The 20,534-nt window shown below is 68.1% G+C and carries 21 protein-coding genes; 11 read left to right on the forward strand and 10 right to left on the reverse strand.

All coding sequences use genetic code 11. The features are described 5' to 3' along the window. Positions 1-21: 21 nt before the first annotated feature. The 5 genes from BGP17_RS00645 to BGP17_RS00665 are packed head-to-tail and all read left to right on the forward strand — an operon-like array spanning position 22 to position 5,590. Positions 22-876: a ChbG/HpnK family deacetylase gene (locus BGP17_RS00645; protein WP_286710684.1), complete on the forward strand. Its 855-nt coding sequence runs from the start codon at positions 22-24 to the stop codon at positions 874-876. Next, positions 842-1,330, forward strand: a complete 489-nt coding sequence (locus tag BGP17_RS00650) for an RNA polymerase sigma factor (protein WP_167300722.1) — start codon at positions 842-844, stop codon at positions 1,328-1,330. The genes BGP17_RS00645 and BGP17_RS00650 overlap by 35 nt, the downstream gene beginning before the upstream one ends. Further along, positions 1,320-2,267, forward strand: coding sequence for a FecR family protein (locus tag BGP17_RS00655; protein WP_286710685.1), 948 nt, complete (start codon positions 1,320-1,322; stop codon positions 2,265-2,267). The genes BGP17_RS00650 and BGP17_RS00655 overlap by 11 nt, the downstream gene beginning before the upstream one ends. Before the next feature lie 4 nt (positions 2,268-2,271). After that, complete coding sequence (locus BGP17_RS00660; protein ID WP_353681854.1) at positions 2,272-4,623, forward strand: TonB-dependent receptor; 2,352 nt, start codon at positions 2,272-2,274, stop codon at positions 4,621-4,623. A gap of 13 nt (positions 4,624-4,636) precedes the next feature. Continuing rightward, positions 4,637-5,590: a hypothetical protein gene (locus BGP17_RS00665; protein ID WP_286710686.1), complete on the forward strand. Its 954-nt coding sequence runs from the start codon at positions 4,637-4,639 to the stop codon at positions 5,588-5,590. Positions 5,591-5,603: 13 nt separating this feature from the next. Here BGP17_RS00665 and BGP17_RS00670 read toward each other — a convergent pair whose 3' ends face one another. Genes BGP17_RS00670 through BGP17_RS00680 form a run of 3 tightly spaced genes read right to left on the reverse strand, consistent with a single transcriptional unit; the run spans position 5,604 to position 9,490 of the window. Next, positions 5,604-7,955: a TonB-dependent receptor gene (locus tag BGP17_RS00670; RefSeq protein ID WP_286710687.1), complete on the reverse strand. Its 2,352-nt coding sequence runs from the start codon at positions 7,953-7,955 to the stop codon at positions 5,604-5,606. After that, positions 7,942-8,904, reverse strand: coding sequence for a FecR family protein (locus BGP17_RS00675; protein WP_286710688.1), 963 nt, complete (start codon positions 8,902-8,904; stop codon positions 7,942-7,944). Before BGP17_RS00675 ends, BGP17_RS00670 begins: the two co-directional genes overlap by 14 nt. After that, a complete protein-coding gene (locus BGP17_RS00680; protein WP_167300727.1) occupies positions 8,894-9,490 on the reverse strand; it encodes an RNA polymerase sigma factor in 597 nt (198 codons plus the stop codon). Before BGP17_RS00680 ends, BGP17_RS00675 begins: the two co-directional genes overlap by 11 nt. Positions 9,491-9,638: 148 nt before the next feature. Between BGP17_RS00680 and BGP17_RS00685 the strand changes: the two genes are divergently transcribed. The 6 genes from BGP17_RS00685 (at position 9,639) to BGP17_RS00710 (ending at position 16,142) form a co-directional block, all read left to right on the forward strand. Beyond that, the gene (locus tag BGP17_RS00685; RefSeq protein ID WP_286710689.1) at positions 9,639-10,886 is read left to right on the forward strand and encodes a MipA/OmpV family protein; all 1,248 of its coding nucleotides are present in this window, start codon (positions 9,639-9,641) and stop codon (positions 10,884-10,886) included. Positions 10,887-11,089: 203 nt separating this feature from the next. Continuing rightward, on the forward strand, positions 11,090-11,875 hold the full coding sequence (locus BGP17_RS00690) for an HAD-IIB family hydrolase (protein WP_286710690.1): 786 nt from the start codon (positions 11,090-11,092) through the stop codon (positions 11,873-11,875). A gap of 137 nt (positions 11,876-12,012) precedes the next feature. Further along, the gene (gene fliQ / locus BGP17_RS00695; protein WP_286710691.1) at positions 12,013-12,282 is read left to right on the forward strand and encodes a flagellar biosynthesis protein FliQ; all 270 of its coding nucleotides are present in this window, start codon (positions 12,013-12,015) and stop codon (positions 12,280-12,282) included. 2 nt (positions 12,283-12,284) lie between these two features. Continuing rightward, a complete protein-coding gene (locus BGP17_RS00700) occupies positions 12,285-13,040 on the forward strand; it encodes a flagellar biosynthetic protein FliR (RefSeq protein WP_286710692.1) in 756 nt (251 codons plus the stop codon). A 1-nt stretch (position 13,041) separates the two neighbouring features. After that, on the forward strand, positions 13,042-14,115 hold the full coding sequence (locus tag BGP17_RS00705) for an EscU/YscU/HrcU family type III secretion system export apparatus switch protein (protein WP_167300731.1): 1,074 nt from the start codon (positions 13,042-13,044) through the stop codon (positions 14,113-14,115). Beyond that, positions 14,115-16,142: a flagellar biosynthesis protein FlhA gene (locus tag BGP17_RS00710; RefSeq protein ID WP_167300732.1), complete on the forward strand. Its 2,028-nt coding sequence runs from the start codon at positions 14,115-14,117 to the stop codon at positions 16,140-16,142. Before BGP17_RS00705 ends, BGP17_RS00710 begins: the two co-directional genes overlap by 1 nt. 138 nt (positions 16,143-16,280) lie before the next feature. On the opposite strand, the gene BGP17_RS00715 is transcribed toward BGP17_RS00710, so the two are convergent. The 7 genes from BGP17_RS00715 to BGP17_RS00745 are packed head-to-tail and all read right to left on the reverse strand — an operon-like array spanning position 16,281 to position 20,533. Then, the gene (locus tag BGP17_RS00715) at positions 16,281-17,402 is read right to left on the reverse strand and encodes a tetratricopeptide repeat protein (RefSeq protein WP_286710693.1); all 1,122 of its coding nucleotides are present in this window, start codon (positions 17,400-17,402) and stop codon (positions 16,281-16,283) included. Next, on the reverse strand, positions 17,399-17,752 hold the full coding sequence (locus BGP17_RS00720; protein ID WP_167300734.1) for a hypothetical protein: 354 nt from the start codon (positions 17,750-17,752) through the stop codon (positions 17,399-17,401). Before BGP17_RS00720 ends, BGP17_RS00715 begins: the two co-directional genes overlap by 4 nt. Positions 17,753-17,765: 13 nt before the next feature. Then, positions 17,766-18,326: a tetratricopeptide repeat protein gene (locus BGP17_RS00725; RefSeq protein WP_286710694.1), complete on the reverse strand. Its 561-nt coding sequence runs from the start codon at positions 18,324-18,326 to the stop codon at positions 17,766-17,768. An 11-nt stretch (positions 18,327-18,337) separates the two neighbouring features. Beyond that, entirely contained in the window at positions 18,338-19,081 is a 744-nt protein-coding gene (locus BGP17_RS00730; RefSeq protein WP_286710695.1) for a sigma-70 family RNA polymerase sigma factor, read from the reverse strand. Continuing rightward, positions 19,078-19,791, reverse strand: coding sequence for a flagellar type III secretion system pore protein FliP (gene fliP / locus BGP17_RS00735; protein WP_286710696.1), 714 nt, complete (start codon positions 19,789-19,791; stop codon positions 19,078-19,080). The genes BGP17_RS00730 and fliP overlap by 4 nt, the downstream gene beginning before the upstream one ends. Next, the gene (locus BGP17_RS00740) at positions 19,791-20,228 is read right to left on the reverse strand and encodes a hypothetical protein (protein ID WP_286710697.1); all 438 of its coding nucleotides are present in this window, start codon (positions 20,226-20,228) and stop codon (positions 19,791-19,793) included. The genes fliP and BGP17_RS00740 overlap by 1 nt, the downstream gene beginning before the upstream one ends. Continuing rightward, on the reverse strand, positions 20,216-20,533 hold the full coding sequence (locus BGP17_RS00745) for a FliM/FliN family flagellar motor switch protein (protein WP_286710698.1): 318 nt from the start codon (positions 20,531-20,533) through the stop codon (positions 20,216-20,218). The genes BGP17_RS00740 and BGP17_RS00745 overlap by 13 nt, the downstream gene beginning before the upstream one ends. Position 20,534 lies beyond the last annotated feature (1 nt).

Here is a 20,534-nt window from a genome sequence, read left to right on the forward strand (position 1 = left end):
GATTTCGCCTATTCGCGGGGGGTGAGCGAGACCATCGTCGACCTCGCCAAGGCGGGCAAGCTCAACGCCATCAGCTGCATGACCGGCATGCCCGGCTGGCACGAGGACAGCCTGCTGCTCCGGACGGTGCCGCCGCATGTCCAGATCGGCCTGCACCTCACCCTGACCGGCGAGCGGCCGCTTACGCCGATGCCGGAACTCGCGCCGCGCGGCGTGCTGCCCGACATCAACACGCTTCAGCGCCGGGCGGCGCGCTGGAACCTGCCGTTCGGCGAGATCGCGGACGAGATCCGCGCGCAGTTCGCCGCGTTCGTCCAGGCGATGGGCCGCGCGCCCGATTTCGTCGACGGCCACCAGCATGCGCATGCCCTGCCCGGCATACGCGAGATCGTGCTCGCCGAAGTCGCCTGCCGCGCGCCCCAGAGCTGGGTCCGTGCCTGTTCGGATCGGCTCTCCTCGATGGTGCAGCGCCCCTTCCTGGGCAAGGCGATCGGCAGCAGCTTCCATACGCGGGGCTTCCGCCGTGCCGCCGCCGCCTATGGCATCGCGACCAACGACAGCTTTGGCGGCCATTATGATTTCGCCCGGGACTATGCCGGGCTCTTCCACCGCTTCCTGCGCGGCGGACGCGGCATGCATCTGGTGATGTGCCACCCTGGCGCCGGCACGCGCGCGGATGACACGATCGCCGGCGCGCGGTGCCGTGAAGCGGAGACCTTGATCAAACTCCCGATCGCCGACATGGCTGCGCGCGCCGGGATGGCGTTCCCCGGACGAGCGGAGGGTCGGCGCGGAAGTGTCGCAAGAAGATCTGAAGGCCAGTTTCATTGCGCAGCGGCCCATGTTGCGGCGGCTTCTGGCCGCGCGGCTGGGTAGCCGTGACGATGCCGAAGACGCACTCCAGGACCTATGGTTGAAGCTCGACCATGTTCAGGCGCCGATCGCGCAGCCCGCGGCCTTCCTGTACCGGATGGCCGCGAACCATGCGACCGATCGCCGCATAGCAGCCTCGCGGCGCGTGGCGCGCGACGGCGCGTGGCTGGCGGTGCAGCCTCCGCCTGCTGCGGTCGCCGACCCGGAAGGGGCGATCGCCGCAGCCGACGATCGGCGGGCGCTGGAACGGGCGATCGCCGCGATGCCCGAACGTATGGCGACGGCACTGCGTATGTTCAGGCTGGAGGAGCAGCCGCAACGGGCAGTCGCGGAGCATCTGGGCATCAGCGTGAGCGGCGTCGAGAAGCTGCTGGCGCGCGCCTATCGCAGGATTCACGATTCGCTGTCGGAGCCCGATGCCTCGGGCGAGACGAAAGGGGGCAGCAATGACGGCTGACCGAGTGAGCATCGTCGACCAGGCGATCGCCTGGCACCTGCGGCTCGCCGAGGCGGACGAAACCGGCTGGGCGGCGTTCGTCGCCTGGCTCGAGGCGGACCCCGCGCACGCCGAAGCCTATGACCGCCTGGCGGCCGGCGACCGGCTGCTCGACGCGGCGACATTCTCCGCAGCGCCCGCGCCCGTTGCCGACAACGACAACCCGGCCGGGCCACGCCGCTGGTGGTGGGCGCTCGGCGCGGGCGGTGCAGTCGCCGCCGCCCTTTCGGTGGTGGCGCTCCAGCCGGGTCTGCTGAAGCCGCCGTCGAGCGCCTATGTCGTCGCCACGGCGAATGGTGAGCGCAAGACGGTGACGCTTGGAGACGGCACGCGCATCGAGCTCGGCGGCGGCACCGCGATCAGGCTCGACCGTGCCGACGACCGCGTCGCCTCGCTCGAGCGCGGCGAAGCGGTGTTCCATGTGCGCCATGACCCGGCGCGGCCGTTCACGGTCGACGCCGCCGGCGTCGCGGTGCGCGATCTCGGCACGGTGTTCGATCTCGCCGTGGCCGACACGCGGATCCATGTCGCCGTGGCCGAGGGTTCGGTCATGGTCGCGCCGGAGCGCGAGGCACTGCGCCTCGGCGCCGGCGATGCGGTAGCGCTCGACAGGGGCAGCGGCAGGATCGCCCGCTCGCGCCTGGCGCCGGAGCTGGTGGGCGGATGGCGCACGGGCAGCCTGTCCTTCGACGGAGCGCGGGTGGGCGACGTCGCGGCCGCGCTGACGCGCCTCTACGGTACCGAATTGGCACTTGCCCCGAACTTGTCCAACAAACCCTTTACGGGCATGGTCCGCTTCACCGGAGCTGCCGATCGCGACGTACCGCATCTGGCCGAACTGATCGGGGCAACGTCGCGACGTGAGGGCAATCGCTGGATATTGTCGGAGGCGCCATAGAGCCGTGGCATGGGCGCCGGCGTTCGCGCTGCTGCTGGCGCTGCCGTCCTCGCCCGCACGCGCGCAGCGGACCACGCTGTCGATACCGGCGACGACGCTCGACCAGGCGCTGCTGATGCTTTCGCGCCAGACCGGCGTGGAAATCATCAGCACCGAAGCCGGACTGTCACGCGTGCGGACCGTTGCGGTCAGCGGCGTCCCCGATCTGGCCACGGCGCTTTCCCGCCTGCTCGCGGGCACCGGCTACAAGGCGGAACGCGCGAGCCATGGATACCGCATCGTGCGTGCGCGAATCGCCCCCGCCCCCGCCCCGTCGCGGCCGAAGCAGAGACCGAAGCCCGCCCCGGCGCCCGCCACGGAGCCCGCGGAATCCGACGAGATCGTGGTCGAGGCGAACAAGCAACGCGTGCCGCTCCTTCGCTATCCGGGCAGCCTGACCATGCTGCGCGGCAGCGAGATACCGGCCCCCTCGGGAAACAGCCTGTCGGACATCGCCGCTTCCACCCCGATCCTGCAGAGCACCCTGCTCGGCCCCGGCCGCAACAAGGTCTTCATCCGGGGCGTGGCCGACAGCAGCTTCAACGGCAGCACCCAATCGCCGACCAGCGTCTATTTCGATGACGTCCAGCTGAACTATTCCGGCCCGGACGCGGGATTGCGACTCTACGACATGCGCAGCGTCGAGGTGCTCGAGGGGCCACAGGGCACGCTCTACGGCTCGGGAGCGATCGGCGGCGTGATCCGGCTGACCTCCAATCCGGCCAGCGTGACCGATACGTCCGCGTCGATGATCGGCGGGGCGACCGCCACCGACCATAGCGAGCCCGGGTTCGATCTGGCCGGGATCGTCAACATGCCCGTGATACGCGACAGGCTGGGCCTGCGCGCCGTTGCCTATCGGGTGCGCGACGGCGGCTATATCGATGACGCCAAGCGGGGCCTGCACAACACCAATCGCATCGACACCGTCGGCGGGCGGCTGGCCTTGCGCCTGGCCCCTGGCAACGGCTGGCGAGTCGAGGCGAGCGGTGCGATCCAATCGATCGACATGCGCGACGGCCAGTATTCGGACGTCGCAGGAAAGCCGCTGGTGCGCTACTCGCGCCTCGCCCAGCCCTTCCACAGCGCGCTCTGGCTGGGGCGAGTCGTCGCTTCGAAGGATTGGGACAGCGGACTGCGCCTGATCATCGCGAACGGAATCGTCGCGCAGCATTCGGTCGAGCAGTTCGACGCGTCGCCGCGGGGATCGGGGCCCACCACCCAGTATCGCGCCGACCGCAACAAGCTGCTCGTCAGCCACGAAACCCGCCTGTCGCGCTCGCTCGGCAACGGCAATTCCTGGGTGGCTGGCTTCACGCTGGTCAGCGATCGCGACATCCTCTCGCGCGCGCTCGAGATCTCGGCCACCGACCGGTCGCTGATCGGCGTCACCAATGTGTCGCGGGCGGCCTCTCTGTTCGGCGAAGCGAGCTTCGCGGTGTTCGACGATATTTCCCTCACCCTTGGCGCGCGCGCCACCATGGGCCGGAATGACGGCGAGCCCTCCAGCACGCCACGCGGCGGCAGTTTCACCAAGGGGCGCTCGACGCACCGGGTCGACCCCACCCTCGCCTTCTCCTGGCGGCTGGCTCCCACACTGGCATTGTTCGGCCGCTTCCAGACGAGCTACCGCACCGGCGGCCTCGCCGTCGCGGCCGGCACCGGCCGGGTCGCGGACTATCTCTCGGACGTTATCCAGGTGGGCGAAATCGGCATTCGCAAGCTGCGCGCCGGCCCGACCGGCCTCGCCTTCTCGCTGGATCTGTCGACCGCGCATTGGAGCAATATCCAGGCCGATCTGATCACCCAGCGCGGCCAGCCCTATACGGCGAATATCGGCGACGCCCGGATCCGCGCCATCGAAGCCAATTTCGATTGGGTGCCGGTCAGCGGTCTCCATGCCGGCGGATCGATATTCTTCACCGCCAACCGGGTCATCGGGCCGATCGCCAACGCCTCGAAGCGCGACAACCGCCGTCTTCCGGAAACACCCCCGCTCGCCGCCGTCGCCAGCCTCTCCTACAGCGCACCCACGCGCCGTTTCGCGCCACGCTTCGGCGTGACTGCCAATTATGTCGGCCGCTCGGTGCTGGGCACGGGCGATTTCCTCGACATCAGCCAGGGCCGCTACTGGGTCATCGGGGCGTCGGCAGGCGCGCGCATCGGCCGGATCGAATTGTCGCTGGACGTCGACAATCTCCTGAATGCCGCGGCCAATCGGTTCGCCTTCGGCAACCCCTTCACCCTCGTCGTGCGCGATCAGGCGACGCCGCTGCGGCCGCGCAGCGCACGGCTTGGCATGACCGTCAATTGGTGAGACGGACGATCCCATGACGGACACCGCCCCAACGACCGGAGATCCCGGCCCCGATCACGCGCATCCGCGGCGCCAGCGCGTGCTGCGCTGGCTCGGCATCGCATTGTCCATCGTCACGCTGGGCGCCATCGTGTTCGCCGTCCGCGGGCTGGATTTCGCCGATCTGGTGCGATCCACGCCCGGCGATCCGCTGTTCTGGATCGCCTTCATTGCCTCCTACCTCCTTGTCCCGGGCGTGGAGTGGCTGATCTATCGCGAGCTCTGGCGCCTCCCGCCGAGCGGCATGCTGCCGTTGCTGCGCAAGCAGATCGCGAACGAACTGCTGCTCGGCTATTCGGGCGACGCGCAGCTCTATCTATGGGTGCGCCAGCATGGGGGCGGCGCGAATGCGGCTGCCGCGGTCAAGGACGTGGCGATTCTCTCCGCCGCCGCCGGAAACGTCGCGACACTGGCGATGATGGCGGCAACGGCCCCGATGCTCTGGTCGCTGATCGATGCCGGCTGGCTGCGGGCACTGGGCATATCCATCGGGCTGGTGACATTCATGTCGCTGGCGATCTTCCTGTTCCGCAATGCGCTGTTCGGCCTGTCGCACCGGGAGCTCTGGCGGATCTTCGCCGCCCACCTGCTGCGGCTGCTCTTCTCGATTCTCCTGCTCACGGTGATGTGGCACGTGCTGGTTCCGCAGGCGACGATAGCCTGGCTGCTGCTGCTCGCGACGATCCGCCTGATGCTCTCGCGCCTGCCGCTCTTCCCGAACAAGGATGCGCTGTTCGCCGGCGCGACGATATTCGCGCTGGGAGCCGGATCGGATACTTCGCGCGCGATCGCGCTGGTGGCCGCACTCACCATCGCCGCGCACATCGCCTTGCTGCCGCTGACCTATCTGCCCATGCTGCGAAGCTGGCTGCCCGGGGCCAATCGCGCCGAAGGCACGAAGGATCGGCCCGCGGTCGAGCCGGAATAGGGTGACGGAACCCTCAGAAGCGCGCGTCTAGGCCCAGGCGAATGGTCCGTGGCCGCAGCGGAGTCATCTGATTGCGCTGGGCCAGGCCGAACGGGTTGCCGAAGGCGAAGCTGTTGCCGCGGACATCGCCGAGGTTCGTGACGTCCAGCGAAACGCCGAACCTGCCAAAGCCCAATCGGCTGCCGATGTCGCCCACGGAATAATTCCCCTGCGGGATATCGAGCAGCGGCCCGACCCCCAGCCGTGACGCGCCGACATGACGCAGAGAGGCCTCGCCGCTGAGCGTGATGCCCGACGCGATCTCGTGCCGCCAGGCGGCAACGGCGCGCGCACCGTTGCGCGCCACGTTCGGCAGGGTCCGCTCGCCCGGGGCAACATATTCCGGCGCGGGCGCGTAGAGCTCGCTGTTGTTCAGGAAGGCCGATGCGGTGATCGTCAGGCCCGGCGACGCACGCCATACGATATCGCCGTCCAGGCCATAGATCCTCCCGCTGCCGATATTGGCGGTATAGGGAAGGCCCGAGCGGTCGATGAGATCGGCCTGGATGTTGTTCCAGTCGGCATAGAACAAGGCGGCGCGGACCGACAGACGGCCCCGCTCCTGGTTGCCCAGGCGAATGCCGAACTCGCTCATGATCAGGTCGTCGGTCGCGAACTTTCGGGATTCCAGTGCGGATCCGGACGGTGCCACGGCCAGGCCGCCGGCGCGATATCCCTGCTGATAGCGGAGGAAGGCCGAGAACTTCCCGCTCGGGTGCCAGTCCAGTGCGAGGGTCGGCGAGAAGCGCAGCTCATTGATGAACGGCTCCTTCGACTTCTCCACCGGGCTGTCGAGCAGATTGCCGACGCTGCGCGCGAACGTGACTCGGCCGCCGATCGTGCCGGTAAGGCGACGGAACAACGGCCTCGAGAGCTGGCCGAAGATGGCCGCCTCCGCCTGCCGGTTGACGACGCCCGCGATCCGCGCGGGCGCCTCGGGAGGCCCGAGCGAGCGGGACGATGCGCTGATGTTGTAGATGCTCGAAATGCCGACCACCCAGGGGAAGCGCCCGCCGCCGCCGGACAGCCGCGTTTCCTGGTTGAAGAGCGTGATGTTGTTGTTTTCCTCGTATCGCGCGGTCGCGCCGGAGCCGTCATGGCCCGTCGCATCGAAAATGGTCCGCAGGTCGTGGCGCACGATCGACGTGGTCGAAACCAGCTCGGCGCGCCCGAGCCGCCGCCGCGCGGTGAGATAGGTCAGGTAATAGGTGTTCCTGAAAGGCTGGGCGATCGCGTTGTCCCGAGTCAGCGGCGCATCGCCACGGAGCGTGTATTGCCCATCCTGAGTGGAGGTGTTGTGGGTGGCGGTGCCGAAATCGACGGAGAAGCCCCACAGATCCTCGACGCGCCCGGCCAGGCGCTGGCCATAGCTGGTCGTGTTGTTGATGTTTCGCCGCTTGCGCGCGGGAGCATCGATATACCCTGCCTCGCGCGTCGCGAACACGACGAAGCGGACGGCGACCCGGCCATCCGCGATCGGCACGTTGAGCATCGTGGCGCCATCGCCGCCGATGCCGCCGAACCGGGTGCCGCTGACCCCGGCAGAAACCGTCGTCGACAGCGTATGCGTATCCGGCTCGTTGGGAACGAGGCGAATGATGCCGCCCAGCGAACTCGCGCCGTAGAGCGTGCCCTGCGGCCCCACCAGCACCTCGATGCGCTTCATGTCATAGAGGTTCAGGTTCGGGTCCGGCGCATTGTAGTTGAGCCGGACGTCCCCAAGATACTGGCCGACGGTGGCCTGGGTCGGGCCGTTGAAGCTGCTGTCCGCAATGCCGCGGATGAACAGCTTGTTGCGTGCCGAACCGAGATTGGTGGACCCGACCGAGGGCAGCAGCTTCGTGATCGCGGCCGTACCCCCGGCGGCATTGCGCGCCACCCAGCCGGGATCCAGCGCCACGAGTTTCACCGATCCCGGATAGCTGTCGATCGGGATGGACTGCTTGCTGGCGGTGACGACGATCTCGGGAGCCCAATCGGGCTCGACCGGCGGAGCGGGTGGCGGCGCTCGTTTCTCGGACTTCTTCGCCGGGAGGCGCTTCCGCACGATGCGGACGGTATTGCGATCATAGAAGATCGCTTGCGTGCCGGTGCCTCGCAAGGCGCGGTCGAGCGCGGTGCGCAGGGGGAAATTGCCCCTGACTCCGGGGGATCGCCTGGCGGCCAGATCCGGGTCGGTCACCGCGATGGTAGCCCCGCCCTGCTCGCCCAGGGCAGCCGCAACATCGCCGAGGCGACCGGGCGCAACGTCGAATCGCTGCGCATGGGCGGCATCGATACCGAGAACGGAAGTCGCGGCGAATGCCGCCCATCTAACGCTCCGCACCGGCGGCAGTCATCGTCCAGCCGCCGGCGTCCGGCCTGAACGTCACGTTCAGGGCCGGCGTCAGGCGCTCGAGCTCGGCGGGCCCTGTCCCGCGCAGGGCAATCGTACCGGAAAACGGGCGATCGGCGACGTCGGGTGCCGGAGTGATGCGCATGCCGAGCGCCCTGCCGAGATCGGCCGCCACCTGCGCAAGGGGCTCTCCGGAATAGACCAGCCGCCCCTTCCGCCATGCCCCGACGGAGCCGATTGCAGTTCGAGACACCCTGGGGGCCTCCGCCGAGGATGTATCGAGCACCGCCTGTCCGGCATCCAGGGAAATCGTTCGTCCCTTGGACTCGTACAGGACCTTGCCCTCGGCAACCGCCACGCGGACGGCACGGGCGTCGCGCACGACGTTGAACACGGTTCCCACGTCCACGACTCTGCGGCCCGCGACCTCGAGCGTGAACGGCCTGGCGCCGTCATGCTGGACCTGGAAGAGCGCTTCCCCCGCCTCAAGCGCGGCGAAGCGCCGATCCTTGCGGTCGAACCGCATGCGCGTCGCGCCGTTGAGCGTGACCTGAGTTCCCGCCTCCAGGCTGATGGTCCTGCGCTGTCCCGGACCGGTCGCCACTTCGTATCGGCTGTTGGTGGCTTGAGGGACCAGAACCAGCATCGCCGCGACCGCCGCAGCCGCCGCGCCGCCGCCGAGCCCCCACCAGCGCCAGCGCGGGCTCTGTCGCCGGTCGTCGATATCCGTGTCATTGGCCGCTTCCCGGAAGGTCACCGCGGGCAACAGCGGCTCCAGGGCCAGGTCGGCCTGTTCGATCTCGTCATAGAGCGCCGCATGGACCGGGTCCTCGGCCAGCCACTCCGCGAACGCTTCCCATGCCGCATCGTCACCGTGGCGAAGGCGGATGTGCCATTCGATGGCGCGTGCGCGCGCGCTGCCTTGTGCCTCAGATGTCATGACGACCTCTCTCGATCCTGAGATGCCGCGGATCGCCGCCATCCCCATCAAGCCGGAATTTTGCGGCCGCGATGGCTTCATAGGCGCGCGCCAGATGCTTTTCGACAGCGCTGATGCTGATGCCGATATCCGCGGCGATCCGGCGCTGGGGTTCGCCATCGATCCGGAAGCGGCGGAAGATGGTGCGGGTCCGGTCCGGCAGTCCGTCGAGCACGCGCTGCAGCAGCGCGAGCTGCTCGCGGGCGATGAGATGCGCCTCGACCGATGGCTGTTCGTCGATTTCCCGCTCCTCCCCGCTATGCGCGTCGACCCAATCCTCCTCGCGCCGCACCCGCCTCCCCGCAGAGCGGCGCCACCCGAGGAAATGGTTGTTCGTCATGCGATAGAGATAGGCGCGCGGCTCGGCGACGGGGCCGATACGCTCTGCCAGGAGCTTGAGATGCACCTCCTGGAGAATGTCGTCGGCCTCGTCCGCGGTCGCTCCACGCAGCGAGAGATAGCGCGCCAATGCGGAGCGAGTCTCGGTGAAGGTCCGAACCAGACCGCCACCGGCGAGACTCTGCCCATCGCGCTCGTCGTCCGACATGCGGCGTTACTAGCCCCGGAGCAGACCGCGAACAATCCGTTGCCGAGAGCGTAACGAACAGCCGCGATCGGCCGGTACGCGGACCTGCCGTTTTTTTGATGAGGGTGGTCGAAGGCGCCGGTGTCTCAGGCAGGAAAGGAGACGAACGGTGCGCAACGAAACGCTGACGAGCCTGGAAGTTACGGTCCTCGCACTCGCCTGCCGCGATCCATTGTCGAGCATTCTGCCGAAGAATCGATTCGCGCTCTACCCGTTTGGCCCGCCCCCCCATTCGCCCCTGGCGAACCCGCGCCTAGAGGCGCTTCGCCGCTATGCGATCCTGTATCGCCTTCACGGCCGGGGCATGGCCGCGGCGGAGCGCGAGCGCATCCACGGCGCCGGCTATGATCCGCGACAGATTGCCGCGATCGAAGCCGTCATCGCGCAAGCAGGCTTCCGGCAAGGCGGCGCGATGCGCTCCCTCGCGGGCGCTGCTCGAGGCTGGCGAACGATCTTCACCGGCTGGCGACGGCCCCGCGCCCGCAACGCCCCCCATCCCATCCCCAACCGCGCCCGCGAGCCCCGCGGTGCCATTCTTGAGAGAGTATCTGTGAACAGTCCAATCAGCACGCCCTTCTGCCTCGCGATCGCCACGGCGATCCTGACCTTCTCGGGCATTCCGGCGGCGGCGCAGTCCCAGGCACAGATCCAGCCGCAACCGCAGCCGGAGCGCAACCGCGACCATTTCGTACTCGGTATCGGCGCGGGCTATGCCCCGGCCTATCAGGGCGCCGACGACTATCGCGTCATGCCCCTCCCGGTGATCGATATCGCATGGGGGCCCTTCTTCGCCAACCTGCGCAACGGCATAGGCGTCAACGCCGTCGACACGGACCATGTCACCATCGGGGCAAGCGTGACGATGATGCCCGGCTATCGCAGCAAGGACGCGCCCAAGGGAATCGGCGAGCTCTCCTTCGGCGCCGGGGGCCGCGGCTTCATGAGCCTCAAGGCCGCCGGCTTCGTCGCGACGATCGGAGCAACCAAGGGCTTCGCCGGCGGCACCAAGGGCGTCATCGCGGATGCCAGCCTCTCCCGGCCGGTCTTCGTCTCGTCGCGCTTCATGCTCGTTCCCACGATCGCGGCAAGCTGGGCCGACAGGAAGCATAACGACCGGTATTTCGGAGTGAATGCCGCGCAATCCCGCGCCTCGGGCCTTCGGCAATATCGCCCGGGCAGCGGCCTCAACGACGCCTCGGCCATGCTGACCGCCCAATATCGCCTGACCGACCGCATCAGCCTCGCCGCCACCGGTGGCGTCACCACATTGCTCGGGAAGGTCAAGGACAGCCCGATCGTCGTCCACAAGACCCAACCGCTCGGCTTCCTCTCGGTCTCCTATCGCCTGGGCCAATAGGGGGAAGCGCCAGCCCCGAGCAACAAGGGGGGAAGGCACGGGCTGCCTTCCCCGCCAAACCGCGCTCCGCCTCTGGTTCACGGATCGAGAGGGTCTTGCGGAGGGGCGATGGCCGCGGAACCATCGCTCGGTCGAATCGATTGCCGCACCATGAAGACATCCCGCTTCCCGGACATGAGGAACCCCGTTTCGGAGCCGGGCGAATGAAGCGCCTGGTCGCCTTCGACCTCGATGGCACGCTCGCCGAGAGCAAGCAGATGCTCACGCGCGAAATGGCCGACCTGCTGGCGCGGCTGCTCGATATCGTCGATGCGGCCGTGATCTCCGGCGGCGACTGGCCGCAATTCCGGCATCAGGTGGCGGAGCGATTGCCCGTCGGCACGCGCCGGCGGGGCCTGTGGCTGATGCCGACGACCGGCACCAAGCTCTATCGCCATGCCGGCGAATGGCGGGAGGTCTATGCCGAGCGCTTCAGCGATGCCGAACGAACGGCAATCCTCGCCGCGTTCGACCAGGCGCTCGGCAAGGTCGCTCTCCCCCCGGAGAAGATCTGGGGCGAGCGGATCGAGGATCGCGGAAGCCAGCTCACCTTTTCCGGGCTCGGCCAGGACGCGCCGCTGGAAGCCAAGGCGAAATGGGATCCCGACCGGAGCAAGCGCACCGCCCTGCAGGCCGAGTTGCAGCGCCTGCTGCCCGATCTGTCGATCCGGCTCGGCGGCACGACTTCCATCGACGTGACGCGCCGCGGCATCGACAAGGCCCATGGCCTGGAAAGGCTCGCCGGCGAGAGCGGCATCCCCATCGCCGACATGCTGTTCGTCGGCGACGCCCTGTATCCCGGCGGCAACGACGAGCCCGCGCGCCGGACCGGCATCGATGCCATCCAGGTTCGCGACCCCGACGAAACCCGCACCGTCATCGCCACCATCATAGCCTGCCTGCACGACCAGGCGCCGTCGCCGGCGCGCCCCTCGCCGGCGGGGGGTTGAAGGCCTCCCGGAAATTTGAACCAAAGCCGTTGAATTCAAAGCTATTTGCTTTGGCGCGGATCCGCGTGGATTATAGTTAACGAATCCGCACCGAATCGTCGATTCGGCGCGGCAATCGGAAAATCCGGGGGGATTTCGTGGAAGCCGACCGCGCGCTCAATTTGCTCGACGACATGTTGTGGAACTGCCTGATCGTTGCGGGCCCCGTATTGCTCACCACGCTCGTCGTCGGGGTATTGATCAGCATATTGCAGGTCGCGACGCAGATGCAGGAAATGACGCTGAGCTATGTGCCCAAGCTGCTCGTGGCGGCGATGCTGCTCATCCTGCTCGGGCCATGGATGATCGCGCGGATCACCGATTTCGCGCGTGGCCTGTACCTGGTGATCCCCACGCTCGCGAGCTGATCATGGGCGACCTGACCGACCAGGCGGTGGCGGTGCTGCTGCTGAGCCTGCGCATCGCGCCGACGCTGAGCTTCGCCCAGCCCTTCACGCTGCTGCGCATTCCGGCAATGATAAGGCTGATCCTGGCGATCGCCCTTTCCGCCTGGCTCGTTTCCGGCAATCCGGACGCGACCTGGCGCGCGCCCTTCTGGGATGCCGGCCTACCGGTGGTCGTGCTGGGCGAGCTCTTCCTGGGCATATCGCTCGCGCTCGCGCTCCAGCTCGCCTTCGCGGCCCTGCTCACTGCCGGGCGCGCGATCGACATCCAGGCCGGGTTCGGGCTGGCGGTGCTGGTCGATCCCACCACCCGCGCGCAAATGCCGCTGGCCGGTACGTTCTTCGCCTATGCCGGTGCCGCGATATTCTTCGCGATCGGCGCGCCCGGGGACCTGCTCGCGATCTGGGCAGCCTCGGTCGAGAAGGTCCCGCTGGGTGCCGCGAGCCTGGGCGGCGACCCGGCGCCGTTGATCGAATATATGGGCACGGTGTTCCTGATGGCGATCGGGCTGGCGGGGATCGTGCTGCTCGTGCTGTTCCTGCTCGACCTGATCGTCGCCTTCCTGTCGCGCACCCTGCCGCAGATGAACGTGCTGCTCCTGGGATTCCAGGTGAAGGCGCTCGCCACCATCGCGGCGCTGCCGCTCGCCCTGTCCTTCTCCGGCGCGCTCTTCGCCCGGCTGATGCGGACCGCGCTCGAAACCATGCCGCGGCTGATCTGACATGGCCGAGCAGGAGCAGAATCGCAGCGAGGCACCGACACCCTTCAAGCTGAAGAAGGCACGCGAGAAGGGCATGGTCGCCCGCAGCGCGGAACTCGGCTTCCTGGGCGGACTGGTCGCGCTGGCGGGGTTCGGCGCGGTGGCGGGGCCGACGATGGTCGGCGAGATCGCCGAGCTGATGCGCAAGGCCTTTTCCGCCGGCATCGACCGGGCGGGCGATCCCGAACAGGCCCAGGCGATGATCGGCACCATCGCCTGGGCCGCGATCCAGCCGCTTGCGCTGCTCGGCGGCACGATCATGGCGGTGGTGATCTTTCTCGAGATCCTTCAGCTGCGCGGGCTGATGTTCACGGCCCAGCCGCTCAAGCCGGACTTCAACCGGCTCAACCCCGCCACCGGCCTAAAGCGGCTCTTCTCGATGCGGATGCTGAAGGAGACGCTGAAGACGGTGCTCAAGTCGGCGGTCTATGCGATCGCCGCCTGGTTCGTCGTCAAGGACGCCATCGCCCGCTTCGCGATCGCCGCGAGCGACGGCGAACGGCTGGCCGAAGCGCTTGCCGGCGCCGGGCTGCGGCTGATCTTCGTGTTCATCGCGATCGCGATCGGCTTCGTCATCCTCGACCAGGTGCTGGTGCGCGGCGAGTTCCTCAAGCAGATGCGGATGAGCCGGCGCGAAGTCACGCGCGAGGCCAAGGACCGCGAGGGCGATCCGCGCATCAAGCAGAAGCGCAAGCAGCTCCATGCCGAGTTCGTCAAGCAGAGCGAGGGCCTGGGCGCGGTGCCGGGATCGGACCTGGTGGTGGTCAATCCCGAGCATTTCGCCGTGGCGCTGCGCTACGATGCCGAACGGATGATCGCGCCCGAAGTCTCGGCCAAGGGCCGCAACCGCTTCGCGCTGGCGATCAAGGAAGAGGCGTTCCGCCTGGGCATCCCCATCCTCGAGCGGCCACCGCTCGCGCGCACCCTTTTCCGCGCCTGCCAGGCGGGCGGCGCGATCCCCCCTTCCACCTATGAGGCAGTGGCCGAGCTCTACATCGCGCTCCGCCGCGCTTCGCACCCTTCGGAAACCGCATGATGTTCGACAAGCTGTTCCGCAACCAGAAGGACCTGGCGCTCGTCGGAGCGACGATCGCGATCCTCGTGATCCTGTTCGTGCCGATCCCTCCGGCCTTTCTCGACCTGGCGATCATCATCAATTTCGGCCTGGGGCTGACGATCATGCTGCTGACCTTCTATGTCGGCAAGCCGGTGGAATTCTCCACCTTCCCCTCGCTGCTGCTTGTCGCGACGCTCTATCGCCTCTCGCTCAACGTCGCCGCGACCCGCCTTATCCTGACCGGCGGCAATGCCGGCGATGTGATCGGATCGATCGGCGCCTTTGCGGTGCAGGGCAATTTCGTGATCGGCCTGGTCGTCTTCTCGATCCTCGTCGTCGTCCAATATGTCGTGGTGACCAGCGGCGCCCAGCGCGTCTCCGAAGTCGCGGCGCGCTTCACGCTCGATTCGATGCCGGGCCAGCAGATGAGCATCGATGCCGACCTCAACATGGGCCTGATCGACCAGAAGGAGGCGGTGCGCCGGCGCGAGGAGCTGGAAAAGGAAGCGAGCTTCTACGGTGCGATGGACGGCGCCTCGAAATTCGTGAAGGGCGACGCGATCGCCGGCATCATCATCCTGCTGATCAACATCATCGCCGGCTGGATCGTCGGCGTCAGCCAGATGGGCATGGAATGGCCCGAGGCGCTGCAGCACTTCACCCTGCTGACCATCGGCGACGGCATCGCCACCCAGCTGCCCGCGCTGATCATCTCGATCGCCACCGGCATCATCGTCACCCGCTCGGCGGCGGACCGGCAGCTTTCCACCGAGGTCTTCCGCCAGCTCGCGTCCGAACCGCGCATCCCCTTGATCGTCGCGGCGGTGCTGCTCGCGCTGATGCTGATGCCGGGCATGCCCAAATGGCCGATCCTGCTGATCGGCGCGGCCGCCGGCTTCGCATGGTGGCGCCTGCGTCGCCGCACCGCGGCGCAGGGCGGCACGGACGAGGACGCGACCGACGAGACGATGGCCTCCGGCACCGCGCCGGTGCCCGCGGTCGAGATCCGCTTCGGCGCCGAACTCGGCCGGGCGTGGGAAAAGGAAGGCGCCCTCATCCTCGAGCGCCTCGCCGGCCTGCGCCGCGCCCAGGAGCAGGAGCTGGGCATCGGCTTTCCCGCGGTCAAGCTCGTCGACGGCCAGGGGCTGGGCAGCTTCGAATATGAGGTGCGGCTGTTCGGGGCCCGCTACGGCGCTACCGAGGTCCAGCCCGAGCGGGTACTGGCGATCGCCAACCAGGGCGCCAAGGGCCGGCTCGCCGGCGAGGAAACGGTGGACCCGGCCTTCGGCATGCCCGCCTTCTGGATCGCCGAGAACGAGGCCCAGGCCGCGCGCGATTCGGGCTATACGATCATCGATCCGATCACGCTGATGGTCACGCATTTCGGCGAGATCGTGCGCAGCGAGACCTCGACCCTGCTCACCCGCGCCACCGTCGCGGGGCTGCTGGGCGAAGTGCGCGAGCGCCAGCCCGGCCTGGTCGAGGACCTGATCCCCAATACGCTGACGCTGTCCGACGTGCAGCGCGTGCTGCAGAACCTGCTCGGCGAAGGCGTGTCGATCGCCAATCTCGACCTGATCGTCGAGCATCTCGTCGACCTGGCCCGCATCCAGAAGGACCCGATCGAGCTGACCGAACAGATTCGCCAGCGGATGAGCTATGCCATCTGCCACCAGCTGCGCGGCAGCCATGGCGACCTGGCGGTGCTCAGCCTCGATCCGCGCGTGGAGAACCAGATCGTCGCGAGCATCGGGGCCAATGCCGGCCATAGCTCGCTCGCGGTCGAACCGCGCCTTGCCGAGCAGATCCTCCGCCGCCTCGCCCCGATGAGCGAGGAGATGTTCCGCCAAGGCCGCGCGCCGGTGCTGCTGTGCGGCAGCGAGATCCGCCGCCACCTGAAAAACCTCACGCGCCGCAGCATCCCCAAGCTTTCGATCCTGTCGGTGAGCGAGATCCCGATGCGAGTGAACCTGAAATCGTTCGACGTGGTCCGGCTGGAAGGGTGAGCCGGGCGCCACTCCCGCGTGCGACATGGCGGGTGTCGCAATGCCGATCCGCCCGCGATCGGCAACCTCCGCCACCCTCGCCCTTGCGGGGATGGCGGTGGAGAACGGGGCGCTGAAGGAAGAACGAAGGCCTTCAGCCTAACGCGCGCCCAGCTTCGCCAACGCATGCGCCAATGTCTTGCCGTCATCCCCGATCGGCGTGTGGAGCGCGGTCTCGAAGATCTTGGCCGCCCGCTCGCTGTTCCCGTCGCCCGCGGCGAGCAGCATCGAAGCAAGCGCCGCCGAGAAGCTCTCCCGATCAAGCCGCTGTGCGATCGCGGTGCGCCGGCGCGCTTCCTCGATATGCCCCTCGAGCAGCTCGATCACCGCGATGGAACCCTGCGCCTCGCCGAAATTGTCGTCGAGCGCCAGCGCCTTCTCGAAGCGGACGCGGCCGGCGGCGCGATCCCCGGCCAGGACGTGCGCCCAGCCCGCGGCGATCCACGAGCCCAGATGGGTGCCGAACATCTCGGCCCCCTTGTCCAGATCGCGTGCGGCTTCCCCCTGGTCGCCGCCCAGCATGCGCGTGAGCCCCAGCCCGATCCAGGCCCGGGGGGCGCCCGGCGCACGCGCCAGCGCCGCCTCGAACAGCTCCGCCGCGGCCGCGGGATCGTCCTCGCCGAGCGCCAGCGTGCCGAGCGTGGTGAGCGCGTCGGGGTGATCACCCGCCATTCGCGCGGTGCGCGCCGCGAGATCGGTGTCCTCGATATCGATCGCCAGAGTCGAGACGATGGCGTTGAGCCCGCGATGCTCGGGATGGAGCGCGATCAGCGTGCGTGCGCGCTCCCCGGCGCGATCGAACTGGCCGAGCTGGTGCAACAGCTGCACTTCAAGTTGCGCGGCCTGCGGCAAGGCAGTGCTGGTCGCAATGTCGAGCGCCGCCAGCGCCTCGTCGAAGCGCTTGGCCATGGCGAGCGACCAGGCGAGGTTGAAACGCACCGGCGGCGCATCCGCGCCCCCGGCCAACAGCGCAGCATAGAGATCGGCAGCGCGCGCCCAGTCGAGCCGGCGCATCGCCACGAGTCCGGCCAGATGCTGGGCCTGGGGCGTCAATGGCTGGAGCCGTGCATGGCGATCGAGCAGTTCCTCCGCGGCGTCGAAGCGTTCCTCGGCGAAGGCTGCTTCCGCCGCGTCGGCGATCAGCGCGACATTGTCCGGATCCTCGGCAAGCAATGCCGCGAGACGATCGTGGCGGCTCTGCGCGGTGGCGGTCTGGTTCATGCTCGAGATTCCCTCAACTGGGCCAGGGCCCTGTCCATCAATTCGCGCCCTTCGGGCGTCTCGCCGATCATCCGGCTTACCTGATCGACGATGGCGATCAGCGCCGGATCGTTCCCGACCGCTTCGCCGAATTGTTCGGCAAGCAGTCCGCGGACCATCGCCCGGCGCAATTCCTCTTCCTCCAGCGTGTCGAGAGCGGCGAGCGCGCGAACCCGGTCGAGCGGGCGCGCGGATGCCGTCTCGGCACGGGAGGTCCGGCCCTGCCGTGCCGTGCCGCGATTGCGGCTCGTGCGTTGCAGCTGCTCGTGCAGGAGCAGCAGCACCTGGTCGACATTGCCGATGCGTGTCATGTCGCGCGCGCGCTCAGTGCGTCGTTCCGCGCTCGATCTGGTCGAGCAGGAAGGACGTCGCCGAAGCCTCGTCGTCCGCCGGTTTTGCCGGGGCACCGTCGCCGGCCAGGCGGCTGCATTCGTCGATGATCAGCCGCATGTCGCGGTTCAGCGGCGGATTCTCCTCGTTCACTGCGATCCCTTCGGTCAGCTCGCGGATCGCCTCCCCGAAATGATCCTGGATCAGATGCCGCAGCCCGCGGACGAAATGCGCGAGATAATGGTCGGACGGCAGCGTATCGAGCGGCTCCCAGGTTGCGAGTGCGCGCGACGCCTCGCCCGAAGTGAGCTCGAAGAAACCGAGCTGGAAGCGGGCCAGCGCAAAGTCAGGCGCCAGCGCGACGGCGCGGCTCAGGGCGGCATGCGCCTCGATCGGGCGCCCCGATCCGGCGAGCATCGAACCGCGCAGGAAGTGGAGCCGGGCATCGTCGGGATAGGCTTCGATCAGCCGGTCGGCGAGGCCGAGTTCGTCCGGCATGCTCGCCTGCATCGCGGCGAGCAGTTGCGCCATCTCCTCGTCACTGCAAAGCGTCATGTCCATCTCCATCAACGATATCCTATCCGTGTCCGCAGCTTCGCCAGCGCTTGGGCGTGAAGCTGCGAGACGCGCCCCTTCGACAGGCCGAGCAATTGCGCGATCTGCGAGAAGCTTACTCCGTTCTCATAGTGCTGGCGAATGATCGCTGCCTCGCGCTCGGGCAGGCGCTCGATCTCGCGAGCGAGCTGGGCGTTGAGCTGGCGCCATGCCAGGCTCTCATAGGCATTGGGCCGCCGGTCGATCCCGTCTTCGGGCTCGACCAGGCCGGTTCCCTCGAGCATCAGGCCGATCGCGAGCCCGGCGGCAAGGTCGGCGAGCGCGCCCAGCGGATCGGCCGGGCCGGTCTCCGCCGCGATCGAGCGGAGCCGCTCGGTCTCGATCCGGCGGCGATAGCTATATTGCGCGTCGCTCTCGTTCATCCGCGCCGCGCCATCGGCGATGCTGCCGATGATCCGGCGCCGCGCAAAGGCGCCAAAGGGAATGCCACGCAGCGGATCGAACCGGTCGATCGCGACCAGCAGCCCTTCATAGGCGAACTGTTCCATGTCGTTGAGCTCGATGCCGTTGCGTGGCCGCGTCCGCAGCTGGCGCCGAGCAAGGGCGCGCGCGAGCGAACGGTACCGCGTGAAGATCTGCTCGCGGCACCTGAACTCGCGCTCGAAGCGGAAACGCCGCCATAGCGACGCTTCCACGCGCGGGGGCATCAGCAACAGGTCGAGGCCCGAGGAGGTGCCGCCCCGGCGCTGCTTCATCTGAAGCTTCCCAGCACGCCCTGCAGGATCAGCCCCCAACCGTCGATCAGGACGAACATGAGGATCTTGATCGGCAGCGAGATCGTCGATGGCGGGACCATCATCATGCCGAGCGCGAGCAGGATCGAGGCGACGACCAGGTCGATCAGCAGGAAGGGCAGCAGGATGACGAAGCCGATGGTGAAGGAGACCCGCAGCTCGTTCAGGATGAAGGCGGGCGTGAGCTTGAGCAGTTCCACCTGCTCGGGCCGGTCCGGCACCGGGGCCTTGGCGATGGCGTAGATCGCCTCGATGTCGCTGTCGCGGGTCTGGGCGAGCATGAAGTTGCGCAGCGGCCCGCTCCCCTTATCGATCGCCTGCTCGACGGTAACGCTGCCGGCCATCAACGGCTTGAGCGCCTGGCTGTTCACGGCGGTTAAGGTCGGGCCCATGGTGAAGGCCGTCAGGAACAATGCGAGGCTGATCAGCACCGGGTTGGGCGGGGTTTCGGGCATGCCAAAGGCATGGCGGACCATCGCCAGCACCACGACGATGCGCACGAAGCTCGTCATGCTGATGAAGATCGCCGGAGCGACCGCCAGCAGCGTGAGCAGCAACATGGTGCGCACCAGATCGGTGCTGATGCCCGTGCCGTTGGCAGCCAGGGCAGTGGCGGGAGCAAGCAGCGCGACGGCCAGCAGGCACGCCTTGCCGGCGCGAACGCGGCGCATCAGCCGTCCTCCCCCTCCGCGCCCGGCGGCGCGGCCGAAGCGGGGGCGGCGGCTGGAACCGGACACGCGCTCTCGCGCAGCAGGAGGTGCTGCTGCTGCCCGCAAAGCACGAGATATTCGCGCCCGTCGCAGCGCAACAGGCAGATATCGGCATATTGGCTGGCCCGGCGCGTCTCGAGCACCTCCACCCGCCGCTGCGCCGGCAATGCCGCAACCAGCCCGCGCAATCGGGGAAGGTCGATCCGCCCGCCGCTGCGCTTGAGCGCCAGCGCGGCCAGCGCCGCGAGCATCAGGCACAGGAGCAACGCCATCACGATCCGCGTGAGCGAAAGATTCAGGCTCCCGCCGCCGCCCAGCCGCCCCGGCTGCGCGAGCGCGGCCGGGGCATGGACCAGGAATGCCGTCAGACATGCGCATGCTGCACTCAATCGGGCCATTGCGCGATCTCGGTCAGGCGCACGCCGAACTTCTCGCCCACCGCGACCAGCTCCCCGCGCGCCACCGCCACGCCGTTCAGGCGCAGTTCGACCGGCGTATTGAGCTGCGCATCCAGCGTCACCACCGCGCCGGTGGCCAGGCCGGTCAAGTCGGCGACGGTCATCGGGGCAGCGCCCAGAAACGCCTCGAGCTGCACGCCGACATTCTCGATCAGCTTGCTGCTGACGCGTGCGGGCGCCGGCCGCTCCGGCTTGGCTGCGGCGGGCTGGCTTTCGGCGGACAGGATATCACTCGGTTCGGTCACG

It is taken from the genome of Sphingomonas sp. 67-41 (assembly GCF_001899725.1).
Lineage (GTDB): Bacteria > Pseudomonadota > Alphaproteobacteria > Sphingomonadales > Sphingomonadaceae > Sphingomonas > Sphingomonas leidyi.

Excerpts from the sequence above, each read along its gene's own strand:
- BGP17_RS00650 (WP_167300722.1), top strand. The coding sequence starts at position 842 with ATGTTGCGGCGGCTTCTGGCCGCGCGGCTGGGTAGCCGTGACGATGCC.
- BGP17_RS00655 (WP_286710685.1), top strand. The coding sequence starts at position 1,320 with ATGACGGCTGACCGAGTGAGCATCGTCGACCAGGCGATCGCCTGGCAC.
- BGP17_RS00665 (WP_286710686.1), top strand. The coding sequence starts at position 4,637 with ATGACGGACACCGCCCCAACGACCGGAGATCCCGGCCCCGATCACGCG.
- BGP17_RS00675 (WP_286710688.1), bottom strand. The coding sequence starts at position 8,904 with ATGACATCTGAGGCACAAGGCAGCGCGCGCGCACGCGCCATCGAATGG.
- BGP17_RS00680 (WP_167300727.1), bottom strand. The coding sequence starts at position 9,490 with ATGTCGGACGACGAGCGCGATGGGCAGAGTCTCGCCGGTGGCGGTCTG.
- BGP17_RS00690 (WP_286710690.1), top strand. The coding sequence starts at position 11,090 with ATGAAGCGCCTGGTCGCCTTCGACCTCGATGGCACGCTCGCCGAGAGC.
- BGP17_RS00700 (WP_286710692.1), top strand. The coding sequence starts at position 12,285 with ATGGGCGACCTGACCGACCAGGCGGTGGCGGTGCTGCTGCTGAGCCTG.
- BGP17_RS00705 (WP_167300731.1), top strand. The coding sequence starts at position 13,042 with ATGGCCGAGCAGGAGCAGAATCGCAGCGAGGCACCGACACCCTTCAAG.
- BGP17_RS00710 (WP_167300732.1), top strand. The coding sequence starts at position 14,115 with ATGTTCGACAAGCTGTTCCGCAACCAGAAGGACCTGGCGCTCGTCGGA.
- BGP17_RS00715 (WP_286710693.1), bottom strand. The coding sequence starts at position 17,402 with ATGAACCAGACCGCCACCGCGCAGAGCCGCCACGATCGTCTCGCGGCA.
- BGP17_RS00720 (WP_167300734.1), bottom strand. The coding sequence starts at position 17,752 with ATGACACGCATCGGCAATGTCGACCAGGTGCTGCTGCTCCTGCACGAG.
- BGP17_RS00725 (WP_286710694.1), bottom strand. The coding sequence starts at position 18,326 with ATGACGCTTTGCAGTGACGAGGAGATGGCGCAACTGCTCGCCGCGATG.
- BGP17_RS00730 (WP_286710695.1), bottom strand. The coding sequence starts at position 19,081 with ATGAAGCAGCGCCGGGGCGGCACCTCCTCGGGCCTCGACCTGTTGCTG.
- fliP (WP_286710696.1), bottom strand. The coding sequence starts at position 19,791 with ATGCGCCGCGTTCGCGCCGGCAAGGCGTGCCTGCTGGCCGTCGCGCTG.
- BGP17_RS00740 (WP_286710697.1), bottom strand. The coding sequence starts at position 20,228 with ATGGCCCGATTGAGTGCAGCATGCGCATGTCTGACGGCATTCCTGGTC.